The following is a 14,790-nucleotide window of genomic DNA, read 5'->3' as shown; positions in this document are numbered from 1 at the left end:
CATGCTAGATGCACTTTGCTGTTGACTTTGTTCATCCTCCCACATTTTGTATTTCACTCAAGCGAGAACCGCTATAAATGATTGTCCATCCCACACGCCAATTTCAAAAAGCCAAACGATCCAAGGATGGTGGTATCCTTCATCTGGAATAAAAGCTTTTATGCGCTGACCTGCGAGGAGATTGCATAAACCGCTCTTATCGCTATACGGTTCAATCTAAGGATGCGATCGCTCAAGCGAATGTGATATGAAATGGATGAGTAAAGTTGCACTCTCCCCTCCCTGATGTCCTCTACTTCCTACTTCTCTAATCAGCCGCCAATTAAGACAGTGGGATTACCTTTGATAATTTTATTCGGTGGTCCCAATGCTTCTAAAACAGTGTCGCCCATCCGAGAAGCAGGCAGATTGTTAATCAGCACTGTCTGACTACCGTCAATCACAACCCCAGGCCCGTGAGGAGGTAAGGGTAAAGGTGTGGCGCAATTATGAATATCAGCACCAGCAGCAGCAGCAGCGATCGCACTACCCATAGTAGCTGCTGATGTTGCTTTTGTAGTTTGTTCGGCGGCTAAGGCAGCAGGTGCCCCTGGTGTACCAGCCGCCGCTAAGGTAGCAGCCTCAGCCGCTTGGATAGCTGCATCAGAAGTTGTTTTGGCAGACTGCAAACCTGGTACTGCTGCTGCAAGTACACCCCGCCATGCAGGTAAAGACCCAATCAACACATTAGGACTACCCGGCCCTCCTGTTAAGACTGGGGGTAAGGGGTGCGCCACATTGTCGGTAATTCTTGCTGCTGGTCTACCCATCACAACCTCCTATTGTGTTTATTACAAATTACGAATTAATTAAGTCGAATCAACGCACCTTTGACTGTAATCGTACCGTTGGCTGAAATGTCTATATTTCCAGCAGCATCTAATGACATATTACCTGTTGATTTCACTGAAACAGATTTAGCCATATCATCCATTTTGATTCTATGACCGCCTTTGGTTTCAATCTCTATACACCTTTGACTGTCATTAAGATATATTTTGTGACCGTATTCAGTTTCTACACGAATACCTTTTTTGCTACTTCCTTTATCTTCTTCAACAAACTGTAGAGTATGACCTACACGAGTTTTAATGGTGCGTAATCTTACACCGTTTGCAACTGAATCCCTTACCTTTTCCGGTGGTGCATCCTTGCCATTCCATACTCCCCCAATAACGTAGGGACGATGGATATCGCCATGCTCAAAACCTACTAAAACTTCATCATTCACCTCTGGTAAACAGTCAAAACCTCTATTTGGGCCTGCTCCCACAGCTACGACTCTCGCCCAGTCACTTGTATGTTCTTCTGTGAGCGTGGGAAACTTAACCTTCACCCTACCCCATGCCTGTGGGTCTTTGTTATCAGTCACAATTCCTACTAATAAAGTCTCAGATGGCTGGAGACGTTTTTCTGGAGATAGAGTTGTGAATAAGTTACCAGAACGTAGTCCCCGCACGCTGAAATCAGTTTCATAAACCCGCTGATTAAAGAAATGGCGTGTTTCTGTAACATAATACTTACCACTATAGCGATCGCCCATACCCTGAAGCTTAACAACTCGTCCTGGACGAATCTCAGGATTCCCTGCTGCTTTGGCATCTGCATAAACAAATTCTCCTCCCAGTTCATCACACAGAGCCTGAGCCATCGTCTCTGCTTGTTTTTTGCTGGCAACAGGTTTATCTACAACAATCATTTTCGGGGACTTAAGATTGGAAAATGCATTACTGGTACTACTTCCTAGCTGATTACCTGTCTCGGTTATTTGCTTCTCTTTCTTGGCTGTTTCGCTAATCAATCTTTTCTGGGTATAGTCCCAGGCACGTACTTCCACAGAACTCACCTGTTCAGCACTGGTGACGCGGGTACTAAATTTACTAATATCGACTAGCCATTCTAGTGGTAAATCTCCCTGAGTTTTTGGTTTGCAAAAATTTAGTTTTTCCTCTGTTATAAATAGTTCAAAACCAATCCGGGCAGCCCTTTCCCGTAGAAACTCCATATTAGTTTGATTTTCTTGGAAGACATACTGATGAACTTCACCAGTTGGCTCTATATTGCCAGGACTTATCCCTACTTCTTTAACTATTTTTTTGACGATATCGCTATCAGTTTTATTCAAAAAAGAACGATTATAGCGACCTCTATGAAGACGATGGGAAATATCATAACCGCGAACAATAATATCAGCTTCAGATTTTTCATTGAAGTGAACTTCCATCGCTGTAATTTCGCCTTCAATTAGGAATTTTTCTACTTCATCTTGAAAATTGTTATCTTGAGTAGTACTCGAAGTAAAACCCAACTTAACTTTTTTGCCAATTTTAAATAACTGCTCATGTCGCCAAGCCTTGTTTTCTGGCCGATCAGATGTGGGAATATAGCTATTATGTATTACTAGCGTAAACATTGCTGGCAAATGAAGACTTTCTTCGACTGTGATTTGCAACAAATCTTTCATTAATTCAGGAGAAGCAGGTTTTCCGTCTATCTGAATTTTAGGTTCGCTTAAATAAAGGCTTTTTTTAGGAGGCATAAGTAGTAATCTAGAAAATTAAAATATTCCAACAATCCTAAGATTTAAGTATTTTTTCCCAACTTGGGATTTGCCTTGCGACTTGCGCCTTTAGAATCAGATTCGCGCCCTCCTGGAAGGTTATTTTTATCTACTTCTTGCAAAGCAATATCTACCAGCGCCCTGACTGGTGTACCATCACTCAAAAACATATTTAATGTGTAAGTTAAACTCGTGATTACACAATAAAAATACTCTGTTCCCCATGTCAATATGTAAACAGGTGGACGCTTATCAGTTGCTCTATTGATGGTTTCTACACCTTTTTTGATGTTATCTATATACTTTTTCATCACCGACTCTTTCGTTTCATAAGTATCATAGAGTAACTGTTTAAGTGTGAACTTGTAAGGCTCAACGCCAGAAAAATTTACTTTCGGAAGTAGAGTAGTTCCTCTATTCCCTTGCTTACTTTCCCACTTAACAGTCCGAGCAAAACTAATATCTGTGGGATTAAACATTAATTCAATATCTGGTGCTTCACCGTTATAAGCTACAAGTTTGGCTTTCTCAAGTTGTGGTTGACGCTTTTGAATAACAATAATTGCAGGACTTGCCATTTGAGTTTTTCTCCAAAAATTAATTATTGAATATAAATTTACCAAGGTAATCGACCTGAATAACCGCCATGACGCTCTCGCTCAATTTCTATCCGTTGTCGTAATCTTTTATAGATTTCACGTGATAGAGCTTCAAGTTCGGCTGTATCATCTTTTTCATCTCCCTCAGAAGACGAGGATGCACTCTCTATCGTCTCAGTTACAGGTTCTATTTCTCTAGATATGTCTGGTGTAGCGACTTCTCCACCATCAGCAAAACCTCTAGGTGAAGGAAGGTGTTTAGCAAAAACTTGTGGCGATTCTGAAACTTGGGAAAATTCATAATTTTGGCTGTTAGATTCCACATCACTAAAGTTGAAGCTAGTGAATTCATCATTATTTCCATTTAGTAATTCTTCAACACTTGACCATTGAGAAGGTGTATTTGACCATTGGGAAGGGGTGGGATTTGCTTTTCGGAAAATCAGGGGAGGTGATGAGTATTGAGGTGAAGGTTCATCCACATCAATTGTTTCATTTTGGAGAATATTAAGTTGTGGAGAATTCAGCATCGAAAGCTTCTGTTTTCCAATATCCAACCCCAAGGAAGAAGGAATAAAAGAATTGGATATCTGAGGTGAGTGAGTCTCAGCGCTTTTTAGCTGTAATGAAGCGTCTGAAAAAGAATCGACTTTAGTCGGAGTCTCTGGAGAAGTTGTTTCTTCTGGTTCTGTGGGATTGCGTGTCTGTAAACTTGGAAGGATAATATCCTGTGCTGTCCCACCAGTGTTGATGTGATGTAGTAAAGGTAAATTCTTCTGTGCATCCCTGGTATTAATCACAAACTCCCCAGGCGTGAGCATTGCAGGTACAGTATCCGAGGGTGCTATCTGCTGACGATTTTCAACATGGGAGTCTGTAACCTGACCACCAGTAGCATAACCTTTAAGTGCTGGCAAATTTTCTGCGATCGCATTTTGCTCAACTTTAGGTGCTGTGCTTACCTCATCTTGTGGGGAAGTTGGATTATCTTCTGATTCTACTGTTTGTTCATTGTCAATAATTTTCCTGAAAATACTCGCAGTTTCACCAATTTCAGGCGATGTGGTGGTAAGTGGTGCGTAGACGCCTAGCGGCTTGTCGTTAGACATTGCTTCTTTAGCAATCTCAGGTGATGTTGCAGTAATTATTGGTGTTTCCGCAATCTCAGGCGATGTTGCCCTAACTACTGGTGCTTCACCAATCTCAGGCGATGCAGTAGTAATTATTGGTGTTTCTGCAATCTCAGGCGATATAGCGCTAGTTACTTGTGCTTCACCAATCTCAGGTGATGTTGCAGTAATTATTGGTGTTTCCCCAATCTCAGGCGATGTTGCCCTAACTACTGGTGCTTCACCAATCTCAGGCGATGCGGTGGAAATTGTTGGTGTTTCATCAATCTCAGGAGATGTAGCAGTAATTGTTGGTGTTTCAGGAATTTCAGATGATTTGGCGATAATTAATGGTGCGTCAGCAATCTTAGGCGATGTGGCGGAAAGTGGTACGTAGACGCCAAGCGCCTTGTCGTTAGATATCGCTTCTTCAACAATCTCAGATGGTGCTAATATAGGCTGACTTTCTGTAGACTTGCTGGTAGTATTCTCAACATTGCTATCATGTTGCAGTGAAGTCACTGCTGAGATATCTGAGACATTAACCGTCATAGCAGACTGTAGCTCTGAAGTTACTAACTGTTCATCGCTATCAGAGTTTCTAAATAAACTAGGTGTGTCTTCAATATAGGCTGATGTAGGCGTTAACTGAACAGGCGCACTAGTTGGAAATTCACTCGAAAGACTGGAATCAATTTCTTGTTGTATTGTAATAGGAATTTTTGCAACTGAAGACTCAGAATTAGGTGCTGCAACATGCGTCTCTATGATATTTTCATCATTTGCTGAAGGATGAATTAATGTAGGTGTGTCATCAACATCAGGTGAGGTAAGTGCTGATAACAAAGTCAGAGAATTATCAATGACAGCATTATCTGTGACAAAATCATTTGCGATGCTTTCTAATATTAAATCTGGTTCAATAGCTGTAATTGACTCAAAATTACTATTATTATTTGGTAATTCTTCTTCCTGCGATGAAGAGTTTAAGGTTGGCAACACCTCTTTTGCTTGTATTAAATTTGTTTGGGAAGCGATACTGTGATTGTCAACTATAGAAGCAGCTTGATATGTTTCATTATTCTGTTTTGAGGCCGTTGGGCTGACTGGGATATCTGAGATATTAAATGATTCTGATGCTTCAGAAATTACTTTTTGTTCATTGTTTATATAGTTACTAGCTGGAGTAAATATTTCTTTCTCATTATTAGGAGAAGTAAATTTTATAGGTAAATCATTGTCTAATTCAATTTTTTTTTGTGATTGAAAATTGCTTTGTGTTACAGATGAGTCTATACTGGAAAACCTAGATGTTATCTCCGAATTTGTTTGCAAATCATCGTTAGCAATATTCCTTAACAAAGTTGAAGGATTTCCAACACTAGGCGAAGTAGATGCCGTTGTGCTAGATGCTATAGTACTAAAATAATCATTATCACTTGTAGCGTTATCTGAAGCAATATCCCCTTGTAATGTGGGGTTATCTGAATTATCCTCAACAGAAAGAGGCTCATCTGATACTAATAAACTATCTTCATTTCTATTAATAGGATTTTTACTTTTATCAACAAACTGAGCAACATTATTAGCTGCTGATGTGACTGCTTTTTTAGCCTTAGATTTCGGCTTTGACTTTTTTTCTGTTGACTGTTGAGATTTATTTGTTTTTTTTGATTTAGATTTATCTTTAAGATTTATTTCTGATGAGGCATCATTACTCGTATTGTTAATAATACGATTTGGCATTATCTCTAGAATACTGTTTTTTACTAATTCGCTACTATTAAAATTATTATTTTCTGGTGGAGCTATTGAATCAAAAGAATCAATCTCAAGTGGTGAAAAATTACTATTTATTTCCTGATTATCCCAACTATCCCAACCTATTAATGGTTGGATAGACGGTTCATGTTCACGAGACAAGAAAAATTTAGATGATGTGACTAATGGTTGTTTAGTTTGGATATGACTAATAAAATTATTTCGTAAATGCAGAGAAGGGGACTGTTTTCTATATCCAATTGTATGAGGATTAGATAAAGATGATCTTGCCCCAAGTGGATAAATATTGTTTCCTAGTGGAGATTGAATAATTTGCATAGTTATAGTTGATGAATAGCCAATTAACTAGAAACGAAATATCCTGTTTTTTGATTTCGTTGTACAGAAGTGCCTCCTCCTGTAGCTCTAGCAACTTGTAAACCTTCATAAGCTAAGGTTAATTCTTCAATGGAAACAGCCTTTCCATCTGCTTGGAGTGCAGGTGTTTTCCAAGTTATAGGAATAGCACCAATCAAAGTCCAACTCATCATCGTTTCACCAGCTTGATTGAAAATCAGAATATTGACATTGCGTCGAGATGTTTTCTTTTTTTCATCAAAAACTGCATTCATCCAGTTCCAAAAACCTGGATGATCGGTAACTCCACGTTTAAGAGTTATGTCTGCAAATTCTGTATGACCTAAATAAATTCTTTGCTGGTCGTTAACACCACCTTCCTGAAAAACATTTTTCTTAATTTGAACACTTAATCCTGAACATTCAGCGAAAGATGCAGCAATAGAACTGTCTATTTCTACGTAGAAACGATTAGTAGTGACATAATTTAATTCGTGAGTAATGTTGCCGTTATTAGCGCCTGTAGCCATCACAACCACCTTTGAGAACCATAGTTACCAAGCCTTTCCCGCTGCGATCGCAGGTCTTCTAGCAAAAGTTTATATACCTGCTCTGTAAGCTGGTTCATCAGCCGTGAGTCGTTGAGATATTTACTTGCCGTTTTAGCCGCCTTACTGGCATCAGATGCCGCCGAAACCCCTGCATATCCAGCAGTACCGCCAACATCTCCATCGAAGGTGAAAAAAGTTTGTTGTTGATTTGAGTCCATAAATAAAAAAACTCTCCTAGAATCCAGGCTAAAGGTAGTGCATCAGAATCAAAAGTAGCCAAAAGTCGAACTTAGTTTTTGCCTGGATTTAGATTTTTGAGGAATTGTGTTACAAGTGCGATCGCTGTACTCTAAATGTTAGTAACAGCAAAATATTCATCTACCTACGGCTTGGGTAACAGGATAAGAAAATGAGAGAACAGGTCAGCCGGAAGAAAAAAACTACTACAGGCTTCTCAATCCCATCCCTGAAACACCCAACACCCGGATTTGGTTTGGAGTCGTCGGCAATTTCACGCCAAGCGGTTCCTGAAATACAACCTCTCCATAAACCACTTACTCACGATATAAATCTCATACCACTGCGTTCCCAAGCAAAACTCTCAATTAGCCAGCCTGGAGACATTTATGAACAGGAAGCCGATAGCGTAGCACAGCAGGTAATGCAAAGAATGGCGCAACCTGTAAATCGCCAGTCTATCCATCGAGTTGCATTGCCAGAGTCAGAAGAAGAATTGCAGATGAAACCTCTGGCAAATTCCATCACGCCTTTGGTGCAACGACAAGAAATGCCAGAGGAAGAGGAAGAATTACAAATGAAATCTCTGGACAGTAGCACATTGCAACGACAAGAAATGCCAGAGGATGAAGAAGAATTGATGTTAAAGGAAAGAAATACCCAAAATCATCCGGTGCAACCGATACAGGCAAAGTTGACAATTGGGGAGCCAGGGGACAAGTATGAGCAGGAAGCCGATCACGTGGCATCCCAGGTGATAAAACAGATAAATACACCCTCAGCGGCACAGTCGACTCAAGGGCAGTCGCTACAGCATCAGGAAGAAAAGCCAGAGGAACTTCAGGCTAAATCTGAGATTACGGCGCTCCAACGGCAGGAAGAAAAGAAAGAGGAGCTTCAGGCGAAGTCAACCCTCAAGAGTGGGGAAGCGATCGCTGGAGGGGAAGCTTCAACGGATTTGGCATCTGCCATTAACGGTGCTAGGGGAAGTGGACAGCCCTTAGATGGGGGTCTGCAAAGGTCTATGGGGCAGGCGATGGGGGCGGATTTTAGTGGGGTGCGGGTGCATACGGATGCTCGGTCAGACCAGTTGAATCAGTCGATTCAGGCAAAGGCGTTTACGACAGGGCAGGATGTGTTCTTTCGGCAGGGGGCATATGAGCCGGGGAGTCGGGGAGGACAGGAGTTGATTGCCCATGAGTTAACTCATGTGGTGCAGCAGACAGGTGGGTTAAATAGAGCACTGGAAGGCGGTGAAGTAAGAATAAGCAGGATGTCCGAGCAGATAATCCAGAGAAATCTCAATGGAGGCGCTGCCCCCGGGCGGCAATCATGGCAGTACGGATTAGTGTATGGGAGCTATAACACTAATACCAACGTCGCAGATGCACATATAGCAGTTGGTGGTCCAGGAGTGAGTTTGACCCAAGGCGACATGTTAGCTGCGATACAGGATATATATCAAGCGATGCAGGCGTGCCAAGCGGCGGGCGGACCGGCAGGATCGGTGCAGATGCATCCACAGGGGGCAGTGGCGCTGAAGACGGTGGTGGAGTTGTTAGGGTCGGCGTTGGGCGGCTGGTGGGGGAAGGCGAAAGCGTTTTACTTAAAATTAAAACGAGAGAAGACGCAAGTGTTGACGAAGGGAAAATTGTCAGATGAACTGGACCCCGTGATAATACCCGAGCATATGGCATTTCTAGGTGCCCTAATTGCAGTGGGAGGAGTGTCGATTCAACCAATCATTCCCGGACCGACGACATTGGCAGAATTCAACCAAAACATGTTGGACAATACGCCAGCAGGGGTGGCGCGGATGGCGCAGTACAAGGCGGCATTAGATGCCGATACGACGGTATCACTGCGGGTTAATGTTGATCAAAACGTTTTACCTGCGGTTATAGCGGCTTTACAATGATAGCCATGAGCTACATAGTGCGATCGCATCTCTTTTAAGTTGAGTAAATGGACATGAAATTGTCAAATTATCAGAATTTGCCCACCCTACACCTCTTGAAGTACGATCGCCCGATACTATAGAATTGGATTTTTGAAAATTTAGACTTTTGATAAATTGTGTTAAAAGTGCGATCGCTGTACTCTAGATGTTAGTAATAGCAAAATACTCATCCACCTACTGCTTAGGCATCAGGAGAAAAAATGAGAGAACGCATAGGCCAGCCCAAAAAAGCTACCACTGCTTCCTTCTCAATACCTGCACTCAAACAACCAACACGTGGTTTTGGTTTAGAGTCCTCTGGTGATTCATCCCAAGCAATAAATGAAGTGCGATCGCTAAATAAACCTTTAATGCACGACATCAGTCGAATATCACTGCGTCCACAAACAAAACTCACGGTTAACCAGCCAGGAGATGTTTACGAGCAGGAAGCTGATAAAGTAGCACAGCAAGTAATGCAGACGATGAGCGAGCCTGTAAGTAAACAGTCTGTGCAATGGGAAGCATTGCCAGATGAAGAAGAAGAATTACAAATGAAATCTCTGGCAGATGCGAATATTTCGCTGCAACGGGAAGCATTGCCAGATGAAGAAGAAGAATTACAAATGAAATCCCTGGCAGATGCTAATATTGCGCTGCAACGGGAGGCATTGCCAGATGAAGAAGAAGAATTACAAATGAAATCTCTGGCGGATTCCATGACTCCTGTGGTGCAGCGTCAAGGTGATGGGATGGCAGCCACACCTGACCTGGAAACTTCAATCCAACAGGAACGGGGAAGTGGACAGCCACTCTCAGACGATATTCGGCAACCAATGGAGCAGGCTTTTGGTACTGACTTCAGTAGTGTCAAAATCCACACAGATAGCCGCTCAGACCAGCTCAACCAATCCATCCAAGCTCGTGCCTTCACCACAGGGCAGGATATCTTCTTCCGTCAAGGAGAATATGCTCCAGAGAGTCATGGAGGAAAGGAATTACTTGCCCATGAGTTAACTCACGTTGTCCAACAAAATGGTAGTTGACGAAGCCGATCGCTGCTGGTCAATTTGCAGTGGGATATTTTCTCGCACGAGTTGCCAAAAGTGCTTGATGGGCGGAATTTGCAGACGGTCTTGAGTTGTTACCATAACTACCCGACGAGTCAAACTCGAACCATCTGCTAAACCACTAGTATTATTGCTGGCTAAGGAACGAATCGCCAGAGTCGGGTCAAGACGAGCTTCCAGTAATGCTGATTGAGGTAGCAAAGCTATCAGTTCTCCTTGGCGCACGACTCCCCGAAAGGCATCTAGGGTATTTACCTCTAAAGCCGCCCGGAGTGTAGCTTCCATTCGCTCAAATCTATCTTGTATTAAGCGTTGCATCCCATAACCATCTTTAAAAACCACTTGGGGATAACGAATTAGCTCCGACCAAGGGACGAATTCATATTGAGCTAGTGGATGATTGGCTGCGGTTAGGACTTCTATAGGCTCATCATAAAGTACTTCTACCACCATTTCTCTACCAGTGGTTAAAAAGCGATTATTCATCACAATTGCTAAATCCACCAATCCATCTTTGAGGACTTTGAGGGCGCGATCGCTTCCTAATGAAGTCACCCGCAATTGCACATCTGGATATTCATGGCAAAATTTTTGCAACACAGGTGGTAAGTAAGATCCACATAAGGAGTGAATTGCAGCAATGCAAAGTTCTGGTTGCTTTCCGGCGATTAAATCAGCTAGTTCTTCTGTCGCTGTCTGCCACTCTTGGCAAATTTTGCGGACGCGGGGTAGCAAATGTTCACCTCCCAGGGTTAGCTTGGCATGACTGGTTCTGTGAAACAGTTCTATCCCCAAATCTGCTTCTAATGCTTGGATTTGGCGACTAATCGTTGATTGGGTAACACCACATGTTCGCGCTGCTTGTTGAAAGCTGCCGGTTTGGGCGATCGCTAGAAAGGCTTGCAACTGCTCTAGGCGCATTTTTATGTAGCCTGAATTACATTTATCGGTTTCATTAAGTTAACGGATTTTTAGGCACAATTTGGTAGGGTTTGTTACAGGTCTTTGACTCGAATTTACATTTACAGCAGTTTTCTTTTAGATGAAGTACAAAGCTAGGGGTTTGGAGGCAGTGTTTCGACTTACCTCGACTTCGCTACTTCGACGCCGCTCAGTACAAGTCGGCACAAGTCGCTCAACAACCGGGCAGGAGGTAGAAACTCTTTATGTCTGATGTATGAGTCCTGCATTTTGTACCTCATTTACTTGCAAACTGCTGTAAGTAAATCAGCTTTTACCACCTTTATCGTCAATTATCTCCTTGGCACACTTTTTCTCGGAAAATACCGCCAAAAAATAATTGATTATTCTCTGCTGAAATAGATGAATTTTTAGATACTATTTTTAACACATTATGCTAATGATTATAAAGTCTGAGCAACACAGGGTTTTGTACAACCTCAACCAGATAGGCGTACAACTTGCGGATAGGGCTGCGATCGCATCAGATTTGCATTTACGAATTATGAATTATATGGTCAGGATCGGGAAAGGTAACGGATAGCGGGTCGTTTTAAAGAATTTAGGGCTTAGGCACTGTAAAAATTCATCATGATATGAATTAACAAAAATAGCTTGTTTCAGGCTTTTCTTAATTATTCTTTGATACAAAAAAGACCAATGCTGTACCCCTACAGTATTGGTCTTTTATGTGAAGAGTCCTAAGTTTCGAGTTAGGACTTCATTGCAATCGCCCACCCGAATATAAGCCAACCCCAAGAGCGTTTTTGTCAGTAGAAATTGAAGTTGACCCAAAAAACGACTGTACACCTTTTAGAGTGTGGTGAATACTATCTGGAGCGAGTACCTGTTACTTCATTAGGATCGCTATAAGCCCGGACTTTTTGGCGATTACGAGCCAGCCCTGCTAAACCGGCTAGACCAAGCAAACCTAGCCAACCCCAATCGAAACCGCGATCGCTAGTTCTTTGGGAAGTTGTGACGCCTGCATTTCTGTTAGTACCTGTAGTGTCGGTGCCTGTGGGATCAGTGCCCGTTGTGCCGGTGCCTGTTGGATCACTGCCCGTAGTTCCAGTGCCTGTGGGATCAGTGCCCGTAGTTCCAGTACCTGTGGGATCCGTGCCCGTAGTTCCAGTGCCTGTAGTTCCAGTACCTGTTGTGCCAGTGCCTGTAGTTCCAGTGCCTGTGGTATCAGTACCTGTTGTGCCAGTGCCTGTTGTGCCAGTGCCTGTAGTTCCAGTGCCTGTTGTGCCAGTGCCTGTTGTGCCACTGCCTGTAGTTCCAGTGCCTGTTGTACCAGTACCTGTTGTGCCAGTGCCCGTAGTTCCAGTGCCTGTTGTGCCAGTGCCCGTAGTTCCAGTACCTGTTGTACCAGTACCTGTAGTTCCAGTGCCTGTTGTACCTGTAGTTCCGCTACCTGTTATGCCAGTGCCTGTTGTACCAGTACCAGTACCAGTACCTGTAGTTCCAGTACCTGTTGTGCCTGTTGTACCAGTACCTGAGCTAGTGCCACCACTGGAAGCTCCGCTGCCGGAGCCTCCACTTTGGGCAGAAACAGAAGGAGGTAAGGACACCGAAGCGAAACTGATGGCAAAGACAGTAGCTAAAACAGTTTTAGATAAATCAAAAGGCTTCATGCTTATCGTTCCTTTTATGTTATGTTCTAGATTTCTGTGGTTGATTGATCTTCAAAACCGACATTGTCTACTCAATCTACTGCTAAATTATGTAAATTCTTAGCAAGACAAATTGAGGAGTCTTTCACCCAGTTTCTTTGGGGGAAATTGTAAAGCATCTGAATATCCCACAAAACTTACTATGCGTTAGAGCAAACTAATTCATAATCTGTAATTACTAATTCAGGATTAGGAACCCTCGAATAAAGTCGCTTGTTCACAAAAAAAGGAATAATAATATTTATTTTTACTATAAAATTACATTCCTTTTTATCCTTACTTTTAACTACTTATTATGAATTATTCTCTTTGTTACTGTTATTCAAGATAACTTTTTGCTGCCAGCAGTTAAGACTCTATTAAGAATACTCCACAATCTTATTTCACCTGAGAATTTATAACTTCATACTCTAGGTGTATTTTAGTTTCGACTTAAGGAATATGTTGTTATCAATTAGTTTATTATCTCATTTCACTTAAGTTTTTCTAAACTTGATTGACAGCCCAGTCCGCAGAATATCTCCCCTGTCAAGGGACCGATTGCAAAAAAAATTTCGCAATCCTTTTTATCGAAATAAGGCATTCTCTATATTTGAGATTTCTTGTCAATGTGTAAATCCTAGAATTTACCATTCGGCTAAAGCGATCGCTATTCCTTGTTGCAAATCTGGTGTTAGTGTGGCGTTATTTACTAACTGTTGCAATTGTTGATGTGTGGCTTCCCCATCCAGATTTTTTAGTGCAGCGATCGCGTGCAGTCTTACAGATGCATTACGATCGGCTAACAGCGAAATCAATGGTTCAATTGCTTGCATTTTGCCTAACTGTCCTAAAGACAGAGCGATCGCACTTTTGATGCTGGCAATCTCTGTGGCTGGATGGTGCGATCGCAGTATTTGCAGTAAGATTTCTGCGGCTGGTGTAGTTAGCTGCGGTTTTTGGACTCGTCCCAAAACTGTGACAATTTCTTGCCAAAGTGTCTCGGAAGTGATTTGATTAAGCGCTGTTTGCAAATATTCCAAACTGGATGGTGTCCCTACCCAACTTAAAGCGCGAATGCTTTCTAATTGCAGCGTTGTCGGTGTCTGAGGTGAAATCAGCAGTTCAAATAAGTGTTTGGCAGCATCATCACTACCCATACGAGAAAGGGCAACTGCGGCTGCACAACAAACCTCAAGGTTAAAGTCGTAAAGCTTAGGTTGCAGTCTCGTTACTAAATCTAATGCTTGGTGTAAGTCAGGGCGAAAACCTAAACCAAGCACTGCTGCACGCCTAACTATGGCAGCTATATCATCCAAAGCGTTCAACAATACTGGTGGTACACGTTCGTCATGAAAACTGCTGAGGGCTTCAATTGCGGCGGCGCGGATTCCTGCTTGTGGATCTTGCGCTACACTCAACAGCGGTGTGATGGTTTCTGGTTGCCGAATACAACAAAGCGATCGCACTGCTAACAGTCGTGTCTCTTCATCTAATAGAAGTTCAGTTAGTGAGGTAATAGCAACAGTACCCATTTGTCCCAGTGCTGTAGCTGCGATCGCTTTAAGTTCTTCATCCTCATCAGTTTTCAACAATTCCACCAAAGGTGTGATGGCTTCTGGGTGCTGAAATTCGCCCAAAGTCCTTGCTGCATACCAACGCAATTCTTCTTCTGCGTCTTCATCTTCCAATATCTCAATCAGCGGTGGGATAGCAATATCTCCCAAGTAAGTCAACACTTTGGTAATTTCCCAACGTTGTTGAAAATCCCCCATCTCTAATATTGAAAGTCCTAATGTCAGCAGATATTCCCGGTTTTTAACTATGTCTGGATGTTTAGAGTCTGCCCCGAAGATTAATTGTTGCAAATATTGAATTAGTGATGACCAATCAGCCGCATTATATGCTGCCTCAGCTTGTACCAAAAGCTGGTTGATGTTACTCACAATATCC

The 14,790-nt window shown here is 42.4% G+C and carries 11 protein-coding genes; 2 read left to right on the top strand and 9 right to left on the bottom strand.

Translation table 11 applies throughout. The features are described 5' to 3' along the window. Nucleotides 1–311: 311 nt before the first annotated feature. Genes RM347_RS24755 through RM347_RS24730 form a run of 6 tightly spaced genes read right to left on the bottom strand, consistent with a single transcriptional unit; the run spans nucleotide 312 to nucleotide 7,194 of the window. Nucleotides 312–809, bottom strand: coding sequence for a PAAR domain-containing protein (locus RM347_RS24755; protein ID WP_322719797.1), 498 nt, complete (start codon nucleotides 807–809; stop codon nucleotides 312–314). A gap of 35 nt (nucleotides 810–844) precedes the next feature. Then, entirely contained in the window at nucleotides 845–2,578 is a 1,734-nt protein-coding gene (locus RM347_RS24750) for a VgrG-related protein (RefSeq protein ID WP_322719798.1), read from the bottom strand. A 44-nt stretch (nucleotides 2,579–2,622) separates the two neighbouring features. Next, nucleotides 2,623–3,177 (bottom strand): hypothetical protein, encoded by a 555-nt coding sequence (locus tag RM347_RS24745; RefSeq protein WP_322719799.1) that lies wholly within the window; start codon nucleotides 3,175–3,177, stop codon nucleotides 2,623–2,625. A 38-nt stretch (nucleotides 3,178–3,215) separates the two neighbouring features. Continuing rightward, nucleotides 3,216–6,407 carry a hypothetical protein gene (locus RM347_RS24740; protein WP_428850608.1) on the bottom strand — a complete coding sequence of 1,064 codons (3,192 nt, stop codon included), beginning with the start codon at nucleotides 6,405–6,407 and terminating at the stop codon, nucleotides 3,216–3,218. A 23-nt stretch (nucleotides 6,408–6,430) separates the two neighbouring features. Then, nucleotides 6,431–6,955 (bottom strand): phage tail protein, encoded by a 525-nt coding sequence (locus RM347_RS24735; RefSeq protein WP_322718513.1) that lies wholly within the window; start codon nucleotides 6,953–6,955, stop codon nucleotides 6,431–6,433. Further along, on the bottom strand, nucleotides 6,955–7,194 hold the full coding sequence (locus RM347_RS24730) for a hypothetical protein (protein ID WP_322718512.1): 240 nt from the start codon (nucleotides 7,192–7,194) through the stop codon (nucleotides 6,955–6,957). The genes RM347_RS24735 and RM347_RS24730 overlap by 1 nt, the downstream gene beginning before the upstream one ends. A 191-nt stretch (nucleotides 7,195–7,385) precedes the next feature. On the opposite strand from RM347_RS24730, the gene RM347_RS24725 reads away from it, so the two are divergent. Together RM347_RS24725 and RM347_RS24720 are read left to right on the top strand one after the other, a co-directional pair. Next, a complete protein-coding gene (locus RM347_RS24725; protein WP_322718511.1) occupies nucleotides 7,386–9,131 on the top strand; it encodes a DUF4157 domain-containing protein in 1,746 nt (581 codons plus the stop codon). Nucleotides 9,132–9,373: 242 nt separating this feature from the next. Continuing rightward, nucleotides 9,374–10,198 carry a DUF4157 domain-containing protein gene (locus tag RM347_RS24720; protein ID WP_322718510.1) on the top strand — a complete coding sequence of 275 codons (825 nt, stop codon included), beginning with the start codon at nucleotides 9,374–9,376 and terminating at the stop codon, nucleotides 10,196–10,198. Here the strand turns inward: RM347_RS24720 and RM347_RS24715 are convergent. From RM347_RS24715 to RM347_RS24705, 3 genes are all read right to left on the bottom strand, one after another. Further along, nucleotides 10,166–11,143, bottom strand: coding sequence for a LysR family transcriptional regulator (locus tag RM347_RS24715; protein ID WP_322718509.1), 978 nt, complete (start codon nucleotides 11,141–11,143; stop codon nucleotides 10,166–10,168). The genes RM347_RS24720 and RM347_RS24715 overlap by 33 nt on opposite strands. Nucleotides 11,144–12,012: 869 nt before the next feature. Continuing rightward, nucleotides 12,013–12,819, bottom strand: a complete 807-nt coding sequence (locus tag RM347_RS24710; RefSeq protein WP_416211898.1) for a WGxxGxxG-CTERM domain-containing protein — start codon at nucleotides 12,817–12,819, stop codon at nucleotides 12,013–12,015. 665 nt (nucleotides 12,820–13,484) lie between these two features. Next, nucleotides 13,485–14,786 (bottom strand): HEAT repeat domain-containing protein, encoded by a 1,302-nt coding sequence (locus RM347_RS24705; protein ID WP_322718517.1) that lies wholly within the window; start codon nucleotides 14,784–14,786, stop codon nucleotides 13,485–13,487. Nucleotides 14,787–14,790: the final 4 nt, after the last annotated feature.

Origin of the sequence: Nostoc sp. ChiQUE02, from assembly GCF_034531305.2 — a bacterium.
In the GTDB taxonomy this organism is placed as follows: Bacteria; Cyanobacteriota; Cyanobacteriia; order Cyanobacteriales; family Nostocaceae; genus Nostoc.
This window is presented reverse-complemented; position numbering and strand designations above follow the sequence as displayed.

Bases quoted from the DNA above. Each gene is read 5' to 3' on its own strand.
- RM347_RS24755 (WP_322719797.1), bottom strand. From the start codon at position 809: ATGGGTAGACCAGCAGCAAGAATTACCGACAATGTGGCGCACCCCTTA.
- RM347_RS24750 (WP_322719798.1), bottom strand. From the start codon at position 2,578: ATGCCTCCTAAAAAAAGCCTTTATTTAAGCGAACCTAAAATTCAGATA.
- RM347_RS24745 (WP_322719799.1), bottom strand. From the start codon at position 3,177: ATGGCAAGTCCTGCAATTATTGTTATTCAAAAGCGTCAACCACAACTT.
- RM347_RS24740 (WP_428850608.1), bottom strand. From the start codon at position 6,407: ATGCAAATTATTCAATCTCCACTAGGAAACAATATTTATCCACTTGGG.
- RM347_RS24735 (WP_322718513.1), bottom strand. From the start codon at position 6,955: ATGGCTACAGGCGCTAATAACGGCAACATTACTCACGAATTAAATTAT.
- RM347_RS24730 (WP_322718512.1), bottom strand. From the start codon at position 7,194: ATGGACTCAAATCAACAACAAACTTTTTTCACCTTCGATGGAGATGTT.
- RM347_RS24725 (WP_322718511.1), top strand. From the start codon at position 7,386: ATGAGAGAACAGGTCAGCCGGAAGAAAAAAACTACTACAGGCTTCTCA.
- RM347_RS24720 (WP_322718510.1), top strand. From the start codon at position 9,374: ATGAGAGAACGCATAGGCCAGCCCAAAAAAGCTACCACTGCTTCCTTC.
- RM347_RS24715 (WP_322718509.1), bottom strand. From the start codon at position 11,143: ATGCGCCTAGAGCAGTTGCAAGCCTTTCTAGCGATCGCCCAAACCGGC.
- RM347_RS24710 (WP_416211898.1), bottom strand. From the start codon at position 12,819: ATGAAGCCTTTTGATTTATCTAAAACTGTTTTAGCTACTGTCTTTGCC.